Genomic DNA, 17,147 nt, shown 5'->3' with positions numbered 1-17,147 from the left:
TGACAGAAATAGGGCCTATTCGAACGCTGCGAGCGGCACTGCACCGTCTTTCTCCGCACCCTGCCAACTTCCTGACAGACTGCTGTCAGGAGGGGTGTGAGATACTCTTCCCATCCAAAAGAGAGGAGTGAGGTCATGAACGGTTTTACAATTCTGCGTAGTGTGCAGCATTATGTCGGCAGAATCCGCACCGTGCGCAACGAGATTCGCACCCAGCGTTTCCTGAACACCTTGCCGGCGGACATCCGCAAGGACATCGGCTGGCCGGACCTTTACCAGGGCCGCGTACGCGAAAACTGAAATTTCGCTGCCGCGACTTGGATTGTGGCGGCAGCGCGCCCAGATGTAATGGCGGCCAGCGATGTTGAGTTCAGGGAAAGAAGCCTTTGTTTGCCGGTAGCTTCGCCGCAGCCTCCTGACAGTATGTTGTCAGGAGGCATGCGGTAATTGGAGCGGCTTAGATCCTGACAGCAACGAACATGGTTCGACGATCCGGAGTAATCCGCAATGGTGAGAAGCTGGAACGACAAGCTGAACGCACCGGGCGTCAACCACATCAAGCCGTCGCCGCGACTGTCCTTCGGAGCGAAATTCGTTGCCGCGCTGCGCAAGCGCGAAGGGCTTATGCCATAATCCTCGGGGGATCTAGCGATGCGTCGTGCTGACAGGCTTTTCCAGATCGTGCAGCATTTGCGGGGCGGCCGGCTGGTCACCGCGCAGAAGCTAGGCGCATGGCTCGAGGTGTCCGAGCGCACCATTTACCGCGACATAGCCGACCTGCAGTCGACCGGCGTGCCGATCGATGGCGAAGCGGGCGTCGGCTACATGATGCGGGAGGGATTCGACCTTCCCCCGCTGATGTTCACACGTGACGAGATCGTGGCGCTGGTTGCCGGCGCCCGCATGGTGCGCGCCTTCGGCGGCGCTACGATGGCGAGGGCCGCCGACGAGGCGCTAGTCAAGATCGGCGCCGTGCTGCCCGACACCGAGAAGGACCGCATCGCCCGCACCGAGATCCACACGCCGATGTGGGTGGTGAGCGACGCCGCGCGGGAAGCGATCGACCTGATCGAGCGCGCCATCGAGAAGCGCCAGGTGCTGACCATCGACTATTCCGACGAAGCCGGCCGCGGCACCGCGCGCGACATCAGGCCGTTGGGGCTGTGGTTCTGGGGCAAGGTCTGGACACTGGTCGCCTGGTGCGAGATGCGCGACGATTTCCGCGCCTTCCGCATCGATCGCATCGCCTCGGTCGTCATTGCCGGCCGCATCTTCAAGCCGGAGCGAGGCAAGCAGCTCGCCGATTTCTACCGCGCCGTCGAGCGCTCAGAGGATTACGGCATGGCCCCCGACCGCGCCGCGCGGACGTGACTTCCTCCCAAGCCATTGTCCAATAAAAAAGCCCGCTTCGAGCGGGCTTTTTTATTGGATGCCGAGACGCTTACTCCTGATCGTCGTCTTCGTTCTTGTCCTTCGACTTGAGCGCCGAAAGCTTGGCGAAGACGGCGTTGGCATCGAGCTCCTGGTCCTCATCCTTCGGCTTCTCCGGCGCCGGCACCAGCCGTTCGGTGAGCGCGGCGGGCAGCAGCGTGTCGCCGACCGGCTGCGCCGGCTCGCGGCCGCGCGAGGCGCGGTTGACTTCGAGGTCCAGGTCGATCTGCGAGGTGAGGCCGAGCGTCACCGGATCCATCGGCTGCAGATTGGCCGAGTTCCAGTGCTTGCGTTCGCGGATCTGCTCGATCGTCGACTTGGTGGTGCCTACGAGACGGGCAATCTGCGCATCCTTGAGCTCGGGATGGTTGCGCACCAGCCACAAGATGGCGTTCGGCCGGTCCTGGCGCTTCGACAGCGGCGTGTAGCGCGGGCCTTTGCGCTTCGATTCCGGCACCCGCACCTTCGGCTCCGACAACTTCAGCCGGTAGTTGATGTCCTTCTCGCCGCGCGCGATCTCGTCGCGCGTCAACTGGCCGGTGATGATCGGGTCCATGCCCTTGATGCCCTGGGCCGACTCGCCGTCGGCGATCGCCTTGACCTCCAGCGGATGCAGCCCGCAGAACTGCGCGATCTGCTCGAAGGAAAGCGCGGTGTTGTCGACCAGCCAGACGGCGGTCGCCTTGGGCATCAGCAGCGAATTGGCCATATCAAAAATCCTTCTCGTTCGCCCGCGTTCCCGCGCGGGCGGTGGTTTTAGAGCCACCAAAATGGGAAATTCGCGGCCTGTATAAACGCTCCCTCCAATTTTCGCAATGTTTTTGGGAAGGGCCGATTCAAGGCCCTAAAAAGACAAAACCCGCTGGACGAGGTCCAGCGGGCTTGGAACCGGAAACAAAGCAAGCGTCTCGACGGCTCTGGCTTGCATGTCGCAGCCCGACCGCGAGGCCGGGCTGCGTCTGATTACACCGCCTGGCGGGCGATACGCTCGATATCGGCCCGGTTGATGCCGAGGTCGCTAAGCTGGCGGGCATTGAGCTTGTTCAATTCGCGCACGGTCTCGTTGTACATGCGCCACTTACGGAAAGCACTGATCGGGTTCATGATGGTTCTCCAGTCGTTTGGTCAAATCGTTTGATGCCGCGTAAATAGGCACTCCTGCCCACAAATTGAACGGACGCTTTTGCATGGCCGCAATGCGTTTTGTGCAATGCAGCATTAAGGTTTCGTTCAGCTTGGAACCGGACACGCGCCGACGCCAGGATGGGTCGAGATTCAGGTCAGGCCGAGTCGAAAATGGTGGACTTCGAGAACCGGAGCGGAGCGTACTTTAGTACGTGAGTACCGGAAGCGCAGAAGCCCCATCCTACTCCACATCGAGGACGATCTTGCCGATATGCTCGCCGTCTTCCATCCGCTCGTGCGCCCGCCAGGCTTCGGTCAGCGGAAAGATCATGTCCATCACAGGAGCCACCTTGCGCGTGCCGAGCAGTGGCCACACCTGGGCCTCGAGCACGGCTGCGATCGCCGCCTTGAACTCGACGGTACGCGGGCGAAGCGTCGAGCCGGTATGGGTCAGCCGCTTCACCATGACCTTGGAGAAGTCGGCGCTGGCCACGGCCCCGGCCTGCACTGCGATCTGTACGATGCGCCCTTCGACGGCCGCGGCATCGTAATTGCGCCCGACATAATCGCCGCCGACCATGTCGAGGATGACGTCGGCGCCCTTGCCATCGGTCGCATCCTTCACGGCGGCGACGAAATCCTCCTCGCGGTAGTTGACTGCCCGGTCGGCGCCGAGCTTCAGGCAGGCGTCGCATTTCTCCTTGCTGCCGGCGGTGGTGATCACAGTGGCGCCGAAGGCCGAGGCGAGCTGGATGGCGGTGGTGCCAATGCCGGACGAACCGCCATGGACAAGCAGCGTCTCGCCTTTCTTCAGGCCGCCGCGCTCGAATACATTGTGCCAGACGGTGAAGTAGTTTTCCGGAACCGCGGCGGCTTCCGAATGCGTGAAACCCGCCGGCAGCGGCAGCACGCTGCCGGTATGAACCTTGACATATTCGGCATAGCCGCCGCCCGGCGTCAGCGCGCAGACCCGGTCGCCGATGCGCCAGCGCGATATCTCGTCGCCGAGCGCCGCGATTTCGCCCGACGCTTCGAGGCCCGGCAAGTCGGATGCACCGGGCGGCGGCGGATAGGCGCCCTTGCGCTGCTGGACGTCCGGCCGGTTGACGCCGGCCGCGTGCACCCGGATCAGCACTTCGCCGGGGCCGGGCACCGGCACGTCGCGCGTTTCCGGCTTGAGCACCTTTGGCCCACCCGGTTGCGAGATCGCGATGGCCGTCATCTTCGCCGGAATCTTCTGTCCGTTTGCCATGATATCGTGTTCTCCCTGTATCCCGGTCTATCGCCGCCCGTTTGCATCTGCCTGGAGCAGTTCGGCGCTTGAAGAAGCGCCAACCTGCTCCAACTCTTTGTTCCTACGCTATTCCGGGCGGAAAACCGCTACGCATTTTTCCCGGAATTGCTCTATGTATGCCGATTGCCAAATCAGGCAAATGGCCGAGTAAGAGAGGAGCGACGGATGGCGATCTTCGACGACGAACCCAGGAAAAAGCAGCGCCCGCACGAGATCGGCCAGGACCTGTCTTTGCTGTCCGTCGACGAATTGTCCGAGCGCATCGCATTGCTGCGCGACGAGATCGCCAGGCTGGAAGCCGAGCGCACCGCCAAGGGCGCCACCAAATCCGCCGCCGAGTCGCTGTTCCGCCGCGGATAAATTGTTCGGCGTGCTCTCTCGCCGCCGAAAAGCCCGAATACATCTGTCTTCAGGCCCTGCGTCTCGAACCCGGATCAAGCGATGTTTGCAACCTACAGACCGATCCTCTCGCTGCTGCGCGGCACCGCGTTCCTGCTCGCCGCATCCGGCCTGCACGGGCTGCTCCTGCCGCTGCGCGGCCAGGTGGAAGGCTTTTCGACTGCATCGCTCGGCCTGATGGGCACGGCCTGGGCGGGCGGCTTCGTCACCGGCTGTTTCTTCGCGCCGCGTCTTGTTCGCCGTGCCGGCCATGTCAGGGCTTTCGGCGCCTTCGCCGCGTCCGGCGCGATCATCGCGCTGCTCACCGGCCTCATCATCGACGAATATTTCTGGATCCTTTTGCGCGCCTTCACCGGCTTCACCATGGCCGGGGCTTTCATGGTGATCGAGAGCTGGCTGAACGAGAAGGCCACCAACGAGAACCGCGGCACCGTCTTCGGCCTCTATATGATGGTCACCTATGCCTCGATCATGGGCGGCCAGATGATCGTCGCCGGCGGCGATGTTCGGTCGGCCTCGCTGTTCATGATCACCGGCATCCTGTTTTGCCTATCGCTCATTCCGACGGCCGTGTCGACGCAGTCGCATCCCAAGCCCCTGCAGGACGTCAAGCTCGACGTCAAAGGCCTCTACGCCAATTCGCCGGTGTCGGCCGTGGCCTGCCTCCTGATCGGCATTGCCAACGGCGCCTGGGGCACGCTCGGCGCCGTCTATGGCGCCCGCATCGGCATCTCCACCGCCGAGATCGCTCTGATGATGAGCCTTGTGGTCATCGCCGGCGCCGCCATGCAGCTTCCGGCCGGGCGTCTCTCGGACACGACCGATCGCCGCTTCGTGCTGGCCGGCGCGGCCTTCGGCGCGGCGCTAGTCGCGGTGCTGATCTTCCTGGTCGCGCCGCGTTCGGGTGTTTTCGTCATCGTGCTGACCGCCGCCTATGGCGCCTTCGCCTATACGCTCTATTCGATCGCCGTCGCGCATGCCAACGACCACGCCCGCGCCGAGGACTTCGTCAAGGTTTCCGGCGGCCTGTTGCTGCTCTACGGGTTCGGCACGATGATCGGCCCGCTCCTGGCCGCGGCCTTGATGGGTTCGGTGCGTCCGGAGGGCCTTTTCCTTGCAACCGCGCTCGCCCATCTCAGCCTCGCCGGCTACACGCTGCTGCGTATCCGCGCCCGCGCGCCGGTGCCGATCGAAAACCGCGATGCCTTCAAGACGCAGCCCGCGGACCGCGCCGTCACGCCCGAGGCCACGCGGCTCGATCCGCGCAGAAAGGTTGAAACCGATAGTTGAGATTCGCGAGACTTTGCCTCACAAATAAAGGCATGATGTTTTCTGACGCCTTTATGGCGATAGCCGATCCCAACCGGCGCTATCTCTTGGAAGAACTCCGGCGCGGCCCAAAGACGGTGAACGAATTGGCCGCCGGATTGCCAGTCTCACGCCCGGCGGTCTCCCAGCATTTGAAGGTCCTGCTGGACGCCGGCCTAGTCAACGCCAAGCCCCAAGGCACGAGGCGCGTTTATACTGTCAGCAGCGCCGGCTTCCTCAGGCTCAATATCTGGCTCGACCAATTCTGGGAAACGGCGCCTGGGGAATAGTCTTTGGCGTTTGATGCATGTCGCTCAGAAGTGTGCAGCGGTTCTGAGACAACGACAGGCGTCAAGACCCAAAGCGCGATGCGCTTTGGCCGGAGCCCTCAGCTCCCAGTGCCGTCCCGAGCGCGTCGAGCAATTCGCCGGTGCCGTGTTCGCGGGTGGCCGGTGAGTCGATGCCGTCGAAAAAGGCGCCCTGCTCCGTCAGGATGAGCCGCGTTCCCTTGCCTTCGGCGACGAGCTCGATCGTCGCAAGCGACACGGAGACCCGGGTTTCGCCGAACAAGAGCTCATAACTGTAGACGATGCGCCGGTTGGGCACGATATCGTGATAGATCGCGTTGTAGAAATGCATCTGTCCGTCGCTGGGACAGCCGGCATTCACTTCCTTGCCGCCGACCCGAAAATCCATCTCATGCCGGCTGGGCATGGGGTTGTCGGGGTCAAAGAACCAGCGCTTCTTCGCCGTCGGATCGCTCAGCGCGAAATAGACCTTCTCCGGCGCCGCCGGATAGACGCGCTCGATGACGAAGGTGGAATGGACGACGGATCGTTCGCTCATGACGGGACCCTTCAGGTTTCATCTTTCGTTTCAGCGAGGAAATCGCCGAGGCGGTCGAGCCGACGCTCCCAGGCAAGCCGCCGCTCGTTGATCCAGTGCTCGGCGGCCCGAAGCGCCTGCGGCTCGATCCGGCAGGTCCGCACCCGGCCAAGCTTTTCGGTCCGCACCAGGCCGCTTGCCTCAAGCACGTTGAGATGCTGGACGACGGCCGACAACGACATCGCTAACGGTTCAGCAAGCTGGCTGACCGAAGCCGGCCCGCGCGACAGACGGTCCACCATCTGCCGCCGCGCCGGGTCGGCGAGCGCCTGGAACATCAGGTCGAGCTGGGCGGGATCGTGGAGCATCTCGCTCTAGCCGTTATTGTACGGAAAGAGCTTGAAGTAAGGTCCCGCTTCCTCGATCACCCGGGCGAAGGACGGGCGCGCGAGCAGCCGCTCGTGGTAGCGTTTCAAGGCCGGGAATTTTTCGCCGAAGGGCTCGACCTTGTTGGCGTAGAACAGCGCCGGCGAGGCGGCGCAGTCGGCCATGGTGAAGCTTTCGCCTACGGCCCAGGTCCTTGCCGCCATCTCCTCGTCGACAATGGCATAGGAGTTGCGCAGCTGCACGCGGGCCTCCTCGACCCCGAACGGATCGGTCTTGTCCGTCGGCCGCAGCCTGTCGCCGACGATCTTCTGCATCGGATGCTGCACGTAGAAATCGTAGAAGCGGTCTGCCTGGCGGACCTGCAGGGCGAGATCGATATCGGCGGGAATGAGCTCGATCGGCCCGGGGTAATGCGCGGCGAGATATTCGACGACGATGGTCGATTCCAGCATCGTGCGGTCCCGCGCATCGTCACGCAGCGCCGGCATCTTGCCGGTCGGCGACACTTTCAGGAATGCGGCGCGGGAAGCCTCGTCGCCGAGGTCGACAATGACCGGCTCGAATGTCGTGTCGTTCTCGTAAAGCGCGATTAGCGGCTTCCAGCAGAACGAGGCCAGCGGGTGGAAATGCAGCGTCAGGGACATTCCGGCTCTCTTTCGCATTCGGATAATCGATACTGAAGTAACTACTTCACTATTGTCGCGGACGGCTCGAGTCAAGCCGGCGTCTTGCAGGCGCTAGCCGTGTGCGGCGATGGCCTCGATGATCTGCGACCAGTCGTTGCGATGCAGTTCGTGGCCGCCCCCTTCGACCTTGACCAGCTTTGCGCCGAGAACCGCCTTGGCGAGCGCTTCGCCATGTTCGATCGGGAAGAGCGGATCGGCGCTACCGTGGATGACGAGCAGCGGCACGCGCAGATCCCGCACCGTGCGCTGCGGGCCGCCGCCTTTGAGCAGAAAATGGTTGGTCGCGCTGGCCAGACCGCCGGAGCGGTCGTAATCCTCCTCGATCATCTTGCGCGTCCGCCCCTCATCGAACGGATGGCGAGTGCTGGCGATGGCGCGGGCATCCTTGACCATGAAGTCGAGCACCTGCTCCCGCTTCGACCAGTCGACATTGCCGCCTTCGGCCGAGTGCTGCTTGTAGGCTTCGGTCGTTCCGGGCAGGCCGGATGTATCGACGCCGAGCGGCGAACAGGAGATCACGGTGAGCGCGCTGACGCGTTCGGGATATTTCAGCGCCACGCTCTGCGCGAGCATGCCGCCCATCGACATGCCGGCGACATGCGCTCTGGTGACGCCATGGTCGTCGAGCACGCGCATGGCGTCGTCCACCATATCCTCGAACGTGTAGGACGGCGCGCCCGGCGGAAATTTGGTCGATAGGCCCGTGTCGCGGTTGTCGTAGCGGATGACGAAGCGGCCGCGCTCGGCAAGTTGCCGGCAGAAGGCTTCCGGCCACCACAGCATCGAAGCCATGGCGCCCATGATCAAAAGGATCGGCGGATCTTTCGGACTGCCGAAGCTTTCCGAAACGATGTCGGGGCGCTGCGCTGCGGTGGTCATCTGCTCCTCCTATCCGATTGCAATTTGCAATCAGTTGCACGATAATCAAACCGATATCATAATGCAACTGGTTTTTCTGGAGAGTGCCATGAGCATCGACCGTCGGTCCGGCTGCCCGATCAATCTGTCGCTCGAAGTCTTTGGCGACCGCTGGAGCCTGATCATCCTGCGCGACATGATCTTTGGCGGCCGGCGCCATTTTCGCGAGTTGCTCAACGGCTCGCTGGAAGGCATCGCCTCCAACATCCTGGCCGACCGGCTGAAACGGCTGATGGAGCTTGGCCTGCTGACCAAGGCCGACGACCCCAGCCACAGGCAGAAGGCGATCTACAGCCTGACCGAGATGGCGATCACGCTGGTGCCCATCCTGGCGCAGCTCGGCGCCTGGGGACGCGTCTGGCTGCCGGTCACGGAAGAATTGTCGATCCGCGCCGAGCTGCTCGAAAAGGGCGGTCCGCCGCTATGGGACCAATTCATGGACGAACTGCGTCACGAGCATCTGGGCGCGCCATCCAAGACGCCGCCGGGCACGCCGACCGTGCGCCAGCAACTGCGCGCTGCCTACGAGGCAGTGGTCGCACGAAAAGCTGAGGCTACTGTGGATTGACCGCTTTCGTATCGGGGGTTTTGGAGATTAGCCGGAACGTTCCTCGCATTGTCATTCTATGGCGGAGCAAGGAGCGACGCGACGCGCGCAGACCATAGAATCGATTCCGTGCGTTCGAAGCGTTCCTGCGGTGCAGAATTCTGCTCTGTTGCACTCCTTGGCGAAGATAACGGCATAGATTCCAGGGTCTTCGCGACGGAGCTTCGCTCCTGCTTCGCCCTGGAATGACGTTGGAAGACCTAGTTCAAATTGATATCCCGGCTGGCCGACCGCATCGACACCGAGAAGCCGGCCAGCACGTCGAACAGCGCGATGACCATCAGCGTGAAGAAGACGGAGTGCGCCGCGCCTTTCACCAGCAGGAATTCGACCAGGAAGGCGATGAAGACCAGCGTCGACAAAAGGTGATCGAGGATCGAGGCGTTGGTGGTGCGCACCGATTTTGAGATCTCGACGAAGAGGAAGATCAGCCCGATCAGCACCATCAGGCCACCAAGCGTCATCGAGAACACGCCGCCCGACATCATGCGGAAGGAGAACATCTCGATCGTCCAGGGATCGTCGCCGCCGCCGAACAATCCCAGCAGGCCGAGATTGTAGAGGACGAAGGGCACGATCAGCAGCGGGATGGCACCGAACATCTGGGCGACTCCATGGGCACCCCTTTTGTAAAATCCGCGGCAGGCGCGCCGTCAAGGCTTTTCGCCGGCGGCGGCGAACACGCTCTAAGACCTAATGAAATAACAATGTCAGCCGGTTGACCGGCTTTTCTGCAGCCTGCGAGACCCAGGTCTCTCTCAACCAAGGGCCGCACGCAAAAAGACCGGCCAGAGGCCGGTCTTTTGAAACGTCACGAACCGCGGAAGCTTCTCAGCTTTCCTTCGGCTCAAGAACCTGACGGCCGCGATACATGCCGGTCTTCAGGTCGATGTGATGCGGGCGGCGCATTTCGCCGGAATTCTTGTCCTCGACATAGGTCGGGGCCTTGAGCGCGTCGGCCGAGCGGCGCATGCCGCGCTTCGACGGAGAGGTTTTTCTTTTTGGAACGGCCATGGATATGCTCCACTACATGGTCAAAATGCCCCGGCAACCCTCGCGAAGGGCCGCATCGAGGCCATAATCTGAGAAAGTCGGGTGCCTATACACGCCTTGCGCCGTTTTGGCCAGCGCCGGCGCGAATTTTTTTGCCGCAGGAGGACAGGAACTAGGTGTGTCGAGATTCAAGTCAGGCCGAGCCGACAACGGTGGCCACCGAGAACCGGAGCGGAGCGTACTTAAAGTACGTGAGCACCGGAAGCGCAGGTAGCCGCCGTTCGCAGGCCGGGCTCACTTGAATATCGATGCACCTAGTCAAGGCAGCCGACATAGGCGCCTGACCTGCTCGCGCGCCGCTCGATCAGCGAGGCCAGCCGCCGCAGGCCCGGCCCCGGCCTGGCGGGATTGCGCGCGATCGGGTTGGGCAGGCTGACGGCAAGCAGCGCCGCCTGCCGGCGCGACAATTGCTTGGCAGAGACGCCGAAATGATGCCTGGCGGCGGCCTCGATGCCGTAGATGCCCGGCCCCCATTCGGCGATGTTGAGATAGATTTCCATGATCCGCCGCTTCGACATCACAGCATCGAAATAGACGGCCAGGGGCAGCTCGACCACCTTGCGCACGCTGCCCAATGGGCGCGACCACAGAAAAAGGTTCTTCACCGTCTGCATGGTGATGGTGGAGGCGCCGCGCGTCGCCTCGCCGGCCAGCGCGTCGTCGACCACGCCGCGCAACTCGCCCAGATCGACGCCGCGATGAAAGCAGAACTGCCCGTCCTCCGACATGATCACCGAATGCGCCAGCACCGGCGCCACGTCATCGATCGAAACCCAGCGCCGGTCGTAGCCGGAAAAAGTCACGAGGTCCTTCAGCATCAGCGTCGAGACCGGATGCACGAAGGGTGGCAGATAAAGGAAGGTGAGCACGACCGGTATGACTGCCAGCACGAGCGCCACGACCAGGCAACGCCGGCCAAGCCGCTTGAGACCGGCGCGGTTCAGGCGCCGACGTCGCGCCATGTCCAGCCCTTCGCTTTCATATTCGACGATCGGTTCCGTCAAGCCGTCCACCCGTGCCTCGCCTCCTCCGGCATAAAGGCGCGAGCCTGCTTGCGCAATGTCTGAGTGTCGGCTACCGGTCCCGGCCATGGGCAAAGACGACCAGATCGCCTTCGAATCCGCGCTTTTCATGCGCGCCGCCGCGGTCGAGACCGAGCTGCGGCGGATCCTCGACGCGCGTCCGCTCACCAGTGAGATCGTGCGGCCGGAGCGCCTGATGGCGGCCATGCGCCATGGCGTGCTCAACGGCGGCAAGCGGCTGCGGCCATTTCTGGTCATGGAAAGTGCCGCGCTGTTTTCGGCCGATAGCGAGGCGGCGCTGCGCGTCGCCGCGGCGCTCGAATGCGTGCATTGCTACTCGCTCATTCATGACGACCTGCCTTCCATGGACGACGACGATTTAAGGCGCGGCCAGCCGACGGTGCACAGGGCCTTCGACGAGGCGACCGCGATCCTCGCCGGCGACGCGTTGCTGACCTTGGCCTTCGACGTCGTCGCCGACGAGGCGACGTTGCTGGCGGCGGAGCGCCGCGCCACCCTGGTTCTCGCCCTTGCCCGAGCGGCCGGTGCCGGCGGCATGGTCGGCGGCCAGATGCTGGACCTGGAAGCCGAGCGCGAACGGCCGGACGAGGCGGGCATCATCACGCTGCAGGCGATGAAGACCGGCGCGCTGATCCGCTTCGCCTGCGAGGCCGGCGCGATCGTCGCCGGCGCGCCTCCTGCCGAGCGCGAGCGGCTGGCGGAGTTCGGGTCGGCGATCGGCCTTGCCTTCCAGCTCGCCGACGACCTGCTCGACCTGACCGCCGACGCAAAGCAGATGGGCAAGGCGACGAACAAGGATGCGGCCGCCGGCAAGGCGACGCTCGCAGCACTGCACGGACCAGACTGGGCGCGCGGTCAGCTCCACGGCCTCATCGACCAGGCGCATGCCCTGCTTGAGCCCTATGGCGAGCGGGCTGAGCTGCTCAAGCAGGCGGCGACCTTCGTGGCGACGCGCAGCAGCTGAACGGTGGCGCGGCGGGCGGCAATTGCCGAAGCCGACAACAGCTCCGATTGTTCGCTATGTTCGAATACTGCTGTCGATGGCCGGGTGATTATCCGGCATCCGCAGCAGTCTATATCCGCTCCAGGACAACGAACGGACATCATCGGCCCGGTCGCTGACGCCTCCCCGGCCCTCTATCCAGAGCCGTGAAATCCACCGGAAGGAACCTGGAAATGCCCTTTGCCAACTTCAAGATGCCCGAGGCCGCCCTTACAAAGGCGCAAAAGGAAGACCTCGTCCACAAGACCACGCAGATGTTCGTCGACTATTTCGGCGAAGGTGTACGCCCCCACACCATGGTGCTGATCGAGGAAGTTCCCGACGGAGGCTATGGCCGCGCCGACGAGGTCTTCATTCTTCCCGACGCCTACCGGGCCGAGGATAGTGCCTGACTTGAACCGGGCGAGTCGCTTGCCGAGCGCACGCCCAACTTTCCGTGTCGGAGCCGATACTCGCTTTCCCTTGGATCAGCCCCGGTTCGGCAAGCTCCGCAGGAAATCGATCATCGCGGCGTTGACCTCGTCCGGGCGCTCCTGCTGGGTCCAATGCCCGCAGCCGGGCAGCATCAGCGTATCGCGGATTTGCGGGACGAAGTTCCTGAGATTGGCCAACAGTTGATCCATGCCGGGGAAAGCGACCACAAGGTCACGGTCGCCTGCTGCGTAGAGAGCGGGAACCTTGATCCGCGCGCCGGCAAAGGGCGCCATCAGTTCCCAGTTCCGGTCGATGTTGCGGTACCAGTTGAGACCTCCGGCAAAGCCGGTGCGCTGGAACTCGCCGGCGTAGAAATCGCTGTCGCTTTCGCTGAGCCAGTGCGGCAGACTTGCAGGAACCTCGGCGGCTTGCAGGAGACCTCCGCCGTGCGGGACCATGGCAATTCTGGCGCCGCCATCCGAAGCGTCTCCCGACACCGCGTAAAGCATGGTGCGCACCGTGGCCCGCGGGTCCCGTTCCAGCTCCGCCTCGGCAATGCCGGGTTGCTGGAAATAGAGCTGGTAGAACTGGGACTCCGCCGTTCGCGGCATGAGGCTGGTCGGACGCGCATTGCCGCGCGGTCGGAACGGCACGCTGAGGCCGACGACGGCATGGAAGCGGTCCGGCCGTAGCAGCGCGGCATGCCAGGCCACCACCGCACCCCAGTCGTGGCCGACGATGACGGCGCTGGGGACCTCGAGGGCGTCGAGAAGACCCACCATGTCGCCGACCAGATGAAAGAGCGTGTATTGGTCGATCGCTTCCGGCCGGTCGCTCTTGCCGTAGCCTCGCATGTCGGGGGCGACGGCACCGAAGCCCGCCGCTGCGAGCGCGCCCAGCTGATGCCGCCAGGAATACCAGGATTCAGGGAAGCCATGGCACAAAAGCACCACCGGCCCTTCGCCCTGCTCCGCGATATTGAGGCGGATGCCGTTGGTCTCAACTATCCGCTGTATAGGTTCGCTCACGGCCGCTTCTCATGCTCGCGTTCCACCTCTGATCAATGGCGAAAGGCCAGACGCCGCAACGGATGGCCGAGCCGGCGGGGTGCCAAGTTTTGGAGGCGCGCATCTTCCATTGACTGTCTCAGGGAAGGTCGCGGCGGTCAATATCCGACGTGGTCAAGTAGCGCCACGGCGTCCACGCACTTGAATAGTCCTGGCGATGCGCGTCCATTCGTGCAGGATCGCTGACTGAGGAGGCGGGGAACCAATGCTTAAGCTGAAAGCCTGGCTGGCCGATTATTGGGTCATCGGTGCAGGGTTCATGGCAGCATCGCTCATAGCGGCCGCGCCGGTCTTATCGCTTCCGCTGCCGGTGTTCCTGATCTTCCTGCACAGCCCGTTTTACATGGTCCATCAGGTCGAAGAGCACGCTGGCGACCGATTCCGCAAATTCGCGAACAAAAATGTTTTCGGCGGCCGTGACGCCCTTACCGTCGCCTCGGTTCTCGTCATCAACCTGCCGTTTGTCTGGGGCATCAACCTGCTGGCTCTTTATGCGGCATTCCTGTGGGGACCCGCCTGGGGCCTGGTTGCCCCCTATGTCATGATCGTGAACGCGCTCGCGCACCTCGTGACATCGGCGCGGCTCGGCAAATACAATCCCGGCCTCGTCACCAGCGTCATTTTGTTTTTGCCGCTGAGCGTCGTCACGATCTGGATGATCGGCCGGACGGGAGGTCTTGTCCCGCAATTGATCGGCGCAGCTCTCGCGATCCTGCTTCACCTGGCGATCATTGCGGTCGTGGCCGCCCGATACCGCTCTCTCGTCGTCACCTCATAGCATCGGCGGCGACGTCATCAGTCTTGATCATCGGCAAAACGGCCCTTTGTCCTCAACGGCACCACATTCGCGCTGGCCGGCTGTTCCGGCTCCGCGCTCTGCGCGGCGACTGCCATATCGGCCCGGGGAAGATAGATCGTCACCGTCGTGCCCTTGCCGATTTCGCTGTCAATCGTGACCGCGCCGCCGGACTGCTGCGCCAAACCGTAGACCTGGGCGAGGCCGAGGCCTGTGCCCTTCTCGGGCCCTTTGGTCGTGAAGAACGGTTCGAAAACCTGCGGAAGCACGTCTGCCGCAATGCCGATGCCTGTGTCGGTCACCCGCAACGCGACGAATTCACCTTGCAGGCCGGCTGCGTTATCGCCGCTCGACAACAGCACGTTCTCCGCCGTTATCGTTACCAGGCCACCGTCTGGCATGGCGTCCCGCGCGTTGAAGGCAATGTTGACGAGACCAAGCTCCAGTTCGCCGGGGTCGACCTTGACTGGCCAGGTTTCGGGTCCGACAGCGGCGACCAATTTCACCGATTTGCGCATGGAGCCCGCTATCATTGCGCGGACGGCTTCCACTCGCTCTGCCAGCGAGACGACCTCGGCGCGGGCAGCCTGCTTGCGCGAGAAGGCCAGCAACTGGCGTGTCAATGCGGCGCCGCGCTGGAGTGCAAGTTCCACGGATTCGGTCGCCCGCTTCATTTCGGGATCGGCGCCCACTTTCTTCCCCAATCGAACAAAGCTTTCGACCACCGTCAGGAGATTGTTGAAATCATGCACGATGCTGCCGGTCAGTTGGCCGAGCGCATCCATTTTCTGGGCATGAACGCGTTGCGCTTGCGCCTGCCGCAGTGCGATCTCCGCATCGCGTCGATCGGTGATATCGCGTGTAATCTTGGCGAAGCCGATCAGCTCTCCTCGCTCGTCGCGGATCGGATCGATCACGACATTCGCCCAGAACAGCGTCCCGTCCCTACGGACCCGATGGCCCTCGGTTTCGAAGCGTCCATCCCGTGTTGCCGTATGGAGCGCGCGGCCAGGTAAACCGGCGGCACGGTCATGCTCGGTGTAAAAACGTGAGAAGTGCTGACCGATGATTTCTTCGGCCGCATAGCCCTTGATGCGCTCCGCGCCGGCGTTCCAACTGGTCACCAGCCCGTTGGGGTCAAGCATGAAGAGCGCATAGTCGGTCACGCCGCTCACCAGAAGGCGGAACTGGCGCTCGCTTTGGCGCAAGGCTTCGTGCGCCGCACGGCGTTCGGTGATGTCGCGCGTGACCTTGGCGAATCCCTCGAGTCGGCCTGCGTCGTTATGGATCGGGGTAACGACAACCGATGCCCAGAAACGGCTGCCATCCTTGCGTACGCGCCAACCCTCGCCTTCATATCGCCCGTTCTGCACGGCTGCTTCAAGGACGCGGAGCGGCGTGCCTTTTGCGCGTTCTTCGCGAGTATAGAATTTGGAAAAATGCTGGCCCACGATTTCCTCGGCAGCGTAGCCTTTCAGCCGCTCGGCGCCGGCGTTCCAATTGGTGACCACGCCGCTTGGATCGAGCATGTAGATGGCATAGTCGGTCACGCCGTCGACAAGGATGCGGAAGCGCCGCTCGCTCTGCAGCAGCGATTCATGCGCGGCGACGCGCTCCGTGATGTCTCGCGTGATCTTGGCGTAACCCAAAAGAACGCCGTTGCGGTCCAGTACCCGTTGGACAAGGCCGCTCGACCAGAACCTGGTTCCGTCCTTGCGCACCCGCCATCCTTCGGCCTCGTATCTTCCCTCCGCCTTTGCCGCGGCAAGCATCCTGCTCGGAACCCCATTCGCCTGATCTTCGACTGTGAAAAATCGGGAAAAATGCTGCCCCAGGACTTCCGAAGCCGCGTAGCCCTTTATCTTCTCAGCGCCGGCATTCCAGCTGGTGATGAGGCCATCTGCATCGAGGGTGTAGATCGCGTAATCGGCAACGGCGTCGATGAAGAGTTCGAGGCGCCGGCTGTCGGAAAGATGTTGCGCGTCGGCTGTGGTCGGTGGCATTGTCGAACCCGTGCTACGCTCGCAACAAGCAGTTCGTCCGGTGACACGTTTGCAACATAAGCGTGCCTATCCCGCATAGCAACAAGCTTGGACCATGGCGACATATTCATCCACTCTCGCGGCCAATCTCAGAAATCCGGGCCATCTGTACAGCTTTGCTCCGGAAAACGAGCCTGGAGATGACGAGGAAAATCCCGTCTCTCACGAACCCGGCTCTGCCGAGCATGACGAACTGCCGTATAGGGTCGAGTTGTGGAACGCCGCCAAGAATGGTGTCGAACAAGTCCTCGCTGTCACGGCAAATGCCAGTATCGGCTACGCTGCCTATTATGCAGCGACGCGTGAGCATCCGGATCGCTACGTCACCTTGCGGCACAAGAACAATTTCGTTTCGAGATGGAACGGCCCGACGAATTAGGCAGAGGCCTGTCTATGACACGGAGCGCCAATTCTTCCCGTTCGGCCGAAGCGCTGCCCTATCGTATCGAACTCTGGCGGGCCGACAGCCATGAGATCATCGAACGGGTCCTCGCTCGCGCCGCTACGGCCCAGCTTGCCCGCGCCATTTTTCAAGCCGCGAGAGATGAGCATCCTCGACGGCGGATCACGCTGCGCAAAGGAAACGGGATCCTCTCCGATACATCGGATTGACGATCTGCCATCCGGTTCGAGGCGCTGTCCGGAACTCCAGTGCGCTTACCCTGTCTGTCACGGACAGCGATACGTCGCCTTTGTATTGGAAGCTGCGACAAGGCCACCCTCCCTCCAACGAAATCTTAATGTAAATC

The 17,147-nt window shown here is 62.8% G+C and carries 24 protein-coding genes; 12 read left to right on the top strand and 12 right to left on the bottom strand.

All coding sequences use genetic code 11. The features are described from left to right. Nucleotides 1-135 precede the first annotated feature (135 nt). The 3 genes from CK219_RS14035 to CK219_RS14030 all read left to right on the top strand — a co-directional run bounded on the left by CK219_RS14035 (nucleotide 136) and on the right by CK219_RS14030 (nucleotide 1,371). Complete coding sequence (locus tag CK219_RS14035) at nucleotides 136-300, top strand: hypothetical protein (RefSeq protein WP_095767353.1); 165 nt, start codon at nucleotides 136-138, stop codon at nucleotides 298-300. 207 nt (nucleotides 301-507) lie between these two features. After that, the gene (locus CK219_RS32595) at nucleotides 508-633 is read left to right on the top strand and encodes a hypothetical protein (protein ID WP_263481799.1); all 126 of its coding nucleotides are present in this window, start codon (nucleotides 508-510) and stop codon (nucleotides 631-633) included. An 18-nt stretch (nucleotides 634-651) separates the two neighbouring features. After that, nucleotides 652-1,371 (top strand): YafY family protein, encoded by a 720-nt coding sequence (locus CK219_RS14030; protein WP_095767352.1) that lies wholly within the window; start codon nucleotides 652-654, stop codon nucleotides 1,369-1,371. A 70-nt stretch (nucleotides 1,372-1,441) separates the two neighbouring features. On the opposite strand, the gene CK219_RS14025 is transcribed toward CK219_RS14030, so the two are convergent. The 3 genes from CK219_RS14025 to CK219_RS14015 form a co-directional block, all read right to left on the bottom strand. Continuing rightward, nucleotides 1,442-2,140, bottom strand: coding sequence for a DUF1013 domain-containing protein (locus tag CK219_RS14025; RefSeq protein WP_095767351.1), 699 nt, complete (start codon nucleotides 2,138-2,140; stop codon nucleotides 1,442-1,444). Between the two features lie 254 nt (nucleotides 2,141-2,394). Further along, complete coding sequence (locus CK219_RS14020; protein ID WP_095767350.1) at nucleotides 2,395-2,535, bottom strand: DUF1127 domain-containing protein; 141 nt, start codon at nucleotides 2,533-2,535, stop codon at nucleotides 2,395-2,397. A 262-nt stretch (nucleotides 2,536-2,797) separates the two neighbouring features. Next, complete coding sequence (locus tag CK219_RS14015) at nucleotides 2,798-3,808, bottom strand: NAD(P)H-quinone oxidoreductase (protein ID WP_095767349.1); 1,011 nt, start codon at nucleotides 3,806-3,808, stop codon at nucleotides 2,798-2,800. 207 nt (nucleotides 3,809-4,015) lie between these two features. Between CK219_RS14015 and CK219_RS14010 the strand changes: the two genes are divergently transcribed. The 3 genes from CK219_RS14010 to CK219_RS14000 all read left to right on the top strand — a co-directional run bounded on the left by CK219_RS14010 (nucleotide 4,016) and on the right by CK219_RS14000 (nucleotide 5,847). Further along, on the top strand, nucleotides 4,016-4,210 hold the full coding sequence (locus CK219_RS14010; protein ID WP_095767348.1) for a DUF1192 domain-containing protein: 195 nt from the start codon (nucleotides 4,016-4,018) through the stop codon (nucleotides 4,208-4,210). Between the two features lie 81 nt (nucleotides 4,211-4,291). After that, a complete protein-coding gene (locus tag CK219_RS14005) occupies nucleotides 4,292-5,539 on the top strand; it encodes an MFS transporter (protein ID WP_095767347.1) in 1,248 nt (415 codons plus the stop codon). 32 nt (nucleotides 5,540-5,571) lie between these two features. Next, the gene (locus CK219_RS14000; RefSeq protein WP_095767346.1) at nucleotides 5,572-5,847 is read left to right on the top strand and encodes a metalloregulator ArsR/SmtB family transcription factor; all 276 of its coding nucleotides are present in this window, start codon (nucleotides 5,572-5,574) and stop codon (nucleotides 5,845-5,847) included. Between the two features lie 61 nt (nucleotides 5,848-5,908). Here the strand turns inward: CK219_RS14000 and CK219_RS13995 are convergent, their stop codons facing one another. From CK219_RS13995 to CK219_RS13980, 4 genes are all read right to left on the bottom strand, one after another. Next, nucleotides 5,909-6,403 carry an SRPBCC family protein gene (locus CK219_RS13995; protein ID WP_095767345.1) on the bottom strand — a complete coding sequence of 165 codons (495 nt, stop codon included), beginning with the start codon at nucleotides 6,401-6,403 and terminating at the stop codon, nucleotides 5,909-5,911. An 11-nt stretch (nucleotides 6,404-6,414) separates the two neighbouring features. Next, the gene (locus tag CK219_RS13990) at nucleotides 6,415-6,750 is read right to left on the bottom strand and encodes a metalloregulator ArsR/SmtB family transcription factor (protein WP_095767344.1); all 336 of its coding nucleotides are present in this window, start codon (nucleotides 6,748-6,750) and stop codon (nucleotides 6,415-6,417) included. A 6-nt stretch (nucleotides 6,751-6,756) separates the two neighbouring features. Continuing rightward, a complete protein-coding gene (locus CK219_RS13985) occupies nucleotides 6,757-7,413 on the bottom strand; it encodes a glutathione S-transferase family protein (RefSeq protein ID WP_095767343.1) in 657 nt (218 codons plus the stop codon). Nucleotides 7,414-7,506: 93 nt separating this feature from the next. Further along, complete coding sequence (locus CK219_RS13980) at nucleotides 7,507-8,334, bottom strand: alpha/beta hydrolase (protein ID WP_095767342.1); 828 nt, start codon at nucleotides 8,332-8,334, stop codon at nucleotides 7,507-7,509. An 88-nt stretch (nucleotides 8,335-8,422) separates the two neighbouring features. Here CK219_RS13980 and CK219_RS13975 point away from each other — a divergent pair, with 88 nt between their 5' ends. Further along, nucleotides 8,423-8,941 carry a helix-turn-helix domain-containing protein gene (locus CK219_RS13975; protein WP_095767545.1) on the top strand — a complete coding sequence of 173 codons (519 nt, stop codon included), beginning with the start codon at nucleotides 8,423-8,425 and terminating at the stop codon, nucleotides 8,939-8,941. Between the two features lie 239 nt (nucleotides 8,942-9,180). Here CK219_RS13975 and CK219_RS13970 read toward each other — a convergent pair whose 3' ends face one another. The 3 genes from CK219_RS13970 to CK219_RS13960 form a co-directional block, all read right to left on the bottom strand. Further along, nucleotides 9,181-9,582: a hypothetical protein gene (locus tag CK219_RS13970; protein WP_095767341.1), complete on the bottom strand. Its 402-nt coding sequence runs from the start codon at nucleotides 9,580-9,582 to the stop codon at nucleotides 9,181-9,183. A gap of 229 nt (nucleotides 9,583-9,811) precedes the next feature. Continuing rightward, nucleotides 9,812-9,994 (bottom strand): 50S ribosomal protein L32, encoded by a 183-nt coding sequence (gene rpmF, locus CK219_RS13965; protein WP_006203806.1) that lies wholly within the window; start codon nucleotides 9,992-9,994, stop codon nucleotides 9,812-9,814. A 293-nt stretch (nucleotides 9,995-10,287) separates the two neighbouring features. Further along, on the bottom strand, nucleotides 10,288-11,046 hold the full coding sequence (locus CK219_RS13960) for a transglycosylase domain-containing protein (protein ID WP_095767340.1): 759 nt from the start codon (nucleotides 11,044-11,046) through the stop codon (nucleotides 10,288-10,290). 118 nt (nucleotides 11,047-11,164) lie between these two features. Here CK219_RS13960 and CK219_RS13955 point away from each other — a divergent pair, with 118 nt between their 5' ends. Together CK219_RS13955 and CK219_RS13950 are read left to right on the top strand one after the other, a co-directional pair. After that, nucleotides 11,165-12,040 carry a polyprenyl synthetase family protein gene (locus CK219_RS13955; RefSeq protein WP_245340487.1) on the top strand — a complete coding sequence of 292 codons (876 nt, stop codon included), beginning with the start codon at nucleotides 11,165-11,167 and terminating at the stop codon, nucleotides 12,038-12,040. 212 nt (nucleotides 12,041-12,252) lie between these two features. Then, nucleotides 12,253-12,471, top strand: a complete 219-nt coding sequence (locus tag CK219_RS13950; RefSeq protein ID WP_095767338.1) for a 4-oxalocrotonate tautomerase family protein — start codon at nucleotides 12,253-12,255, stop codon at nucleotides 12,469-12,471. Between the two features lie 75 nt (nucleotides 12,472-12,546). On the opposite strand, the gene CK219_RS13945 is transcribed toward CK219_RS13950, so the two are convergent. Then, nucleotides 12,547-13,521, bottom strand: a complete 975-nt coding sequence (locus CK219_RS13945) for an alpha/beta hydrolase (RefSeq protein ID WP_095767337.1) — start codon at nucleotides 13,519-13,521, stop codon at nucleotides 12,547-12,549. Between the two features lie 244 nt (nucleotides 13,522-13,765). Here CK219_RS13945 and CK219_RS13940 point away from each other — a divergent pair, with 244 nt between their 5' ends. Continuing rightward, nucleotides 13,766-14,338: an HXXEE domain-containing protein gene (locus tag CK219_RS13940; RefSeq protein ID WP_095767336.1), complete on the top strand. Its 573-nt coding sequence runs from the start codon at nucleotides 13,766-13,768 to the stop codon at nucleotides 14,336-14,338. Between the two features lie 17 nt (nucleotides 14,339-14,355). On the opposite strand, the gene CK219_RS13935 is transcribed toward CK219_RS13940, so the two are convergent. Then, nucleotides 14,356-16,359 (bottom strand): PAS domain-containing sensor histidine kinase, encoded by a 2,004-nt coding sequence (locus CK219_RS13935; RefSeq protein ID WP_095767335.1) that lies wholly within the window; start codon nucleotides 16,357-16,359, stop codon nucleotides 14,356-14,358. 94 nt (nucleotides 16,360-16,453) lie between these two features. Between CK219_RS13935 and CK219_RS13930 the strand changes: the two genes are divergently transcribed. Both CK219_RS13930 and CK219_RS31175 read left to right on the top strand, forming a co-directional pair. Then, a complete protein-coding gene (locus CK219_RS13930) occupies nucleotides 16,454-16,777 on the top strand; it encodes a hypothetical protein (RefSeq protein WP_095767334.1) in 324 nt (107 codons plus the stop codon). A 14-nt stretch (nucleotides 16,778-16,791) separates the two neighbouring features. Beyond that, on the top strand, nucleotides 16,792-17,010 hold the full coding sequence (locus CK219_RS31175; RefSeq protein WP_141245343.1) for a hypothetical protein: 219 nt from the start codon (nucleotides 16,792-16,794) through the stop codon (nucleotides 17,008-17,010). The last annotated feature ends 137 nt before the right edge of the window (nucleotides 17,011-17,147 follow it).

Origin of the sequence: Mesorhizobium sp. WSM4313, assembly GCF_002294725.1 — a bacterium.
Taxonomy (GTDB): Bacteria; Pseudomonadota; Alphaproteobacteria; order Rhizobiales; family Rhizobiaceae; genus Mesorhizobium.
This window is presented reverse-complemented; position numbering and strand designations above follow the sequence as displayed.

Coding starts and splice junctions, on each gene's coding strand:
- CK219_RS14035 (WP_095767353.1), top strand. CDS start 136: ATGAACGGTTTTACAATTCTGCGTAGTGTGCAGCATTATGTCGGCAGA.
- CK219_RS32595 (WP_263481799.1), top strand. CDS start 508: ATGGTGAGAAGCTGGAACGACAAGCTGAACGCACCGGGCGTCAACCAC.
- CK219_RS14030 (WP_095767352.1), top strand. CDS start 652: ATGCGTCGTGCTGACAGGCTTTTCCAGATCGTGCAGCATTTGCGGGGC.
- CK219_RS14025 (WP_095767351.1), bottom strand. CDS start 2,140: ATGGCCAATTCGCTGCTGATGCCCAAGGCGACCGCCGTCTGGCTGGTC.
- CK219_RS14020 (WP_095767350.1), bottom strand. CDS start 2,535: ATGAACCCGATCAGTGCTTTCCGTAAGTGGCGCATGTACAACGAGACC.
- CK219_RS14015 (WP_095767349.1), bottom strand. CDS start 3,808: ATGGCAAACGGACAGAAGATTCCGGCGAAGATGACGGCCATCGCGATC.
- CK219_RS14010 (WP_095767348.1), top strand. CDS start 4,016: ATGGCGATCTTCGACGACGAACCCAGGAAAAAGCAGCGCCCGCACGAG.
- CK219_RS14005 (WP_095767347.1), top strand. CDS start 4,292: ATGTTTGCAACCTACAGACCGATCCTCTCGCTGCTGCGCGGCACCGCG.
- CK219_RS14000 (WP_095767346.1), top strand. CDS start 5,572: ATGATGTTTTCTGACGCCTTTATGGCGATAGCCGATCCCAACCGGCGC.
- CK219_RS13995 (WP_095767345.1), bottom strand. CDS start 6,403: ATGAGCGAACGATCCGTCGTCCATTCCACCTTCGTCATCGAGCGCGTC.
- CK219_RS13990 (WP_095767344.1), bottom strand. CDS start 6,750: ATGCTCCACGATCCCGCCCAGCTCGACCTGATGTTCCAGGCGCTCGCC.
- CK219_RS13985 (WP_095767343.1), bottom strand. CDS start 7,413: ATGTCCCTGACGCTGCATTTCCACCCGCTGGCCTCGTTCTGCTGGAAG.
- CK219_RS13980 (WP_095767342.1), bottom strand. CDS start 8,334: ATGACCACCGCAGCGCAGCGCCCCGACATCGTTTCGGAAAGCTTCGGC.
- CK219_RS13975 (WP_095767545.1), top strand. CDS start 8,423: ATGAGCATCGACCGTCGGTCCGGCTGCCCGATCAATCTGTCGCTCGAA.
- CK219_RS13970 (WP_095767341.1), bottom strand. CDS start 9,582: ATGTTCGGTGCCATCCCGCTGCTGATCGTGCCCTTCGTCCTCTACAAT.
- rpmF (WP_006203806.1), bottom strand. CDS start 9,994: ATGGCCGTTCCAAAAAGAAAAACCTCTCCGTCGAAGCGCGGCATGCGC.
- CK219_RS13955 (WP_245340487.1), top strand. CDS start 11,165: ATGCGCGCCGCCGCGGTCGAGACCGAGCTGCGGCGGATCCTCGACGCG.
- CK219_RS13950 (WP_095767338.1), top strand. CDS start 12,253: ATGCCCTTTGCCAACTTCAAGATGCCCGAGGCCGCCCTTACAAAGGCG.
- CK219_RS13940 (WP_095767336.1), top strand. CDS start 13,766: ATGCTTAAGCTGAAAGCCTGGCTGGCCGATTATTGGGTCATCGGTGCA.
- CK219_RS13935 (WP_095767335.1), bottom strand. CDS start 16,359: ATGCCACCGACCACAGCCGACGCGCAACATCTTTCCGACAGCCGGCGC.
- CK219_RS13930 (WP_095767334.1), top strand. CDS start 16,454: ATGGCGACATATTCATCCACTCTCGCGGCCAATCTCAGAAATCCGGGC.
- CK219_RS31175 (WP_141245343.1), top strand. CDS start 16,792: ATGACACGGAGCGCCAATTCTTCCCGTTCGGCCGAAGCGCTGCCCTAT.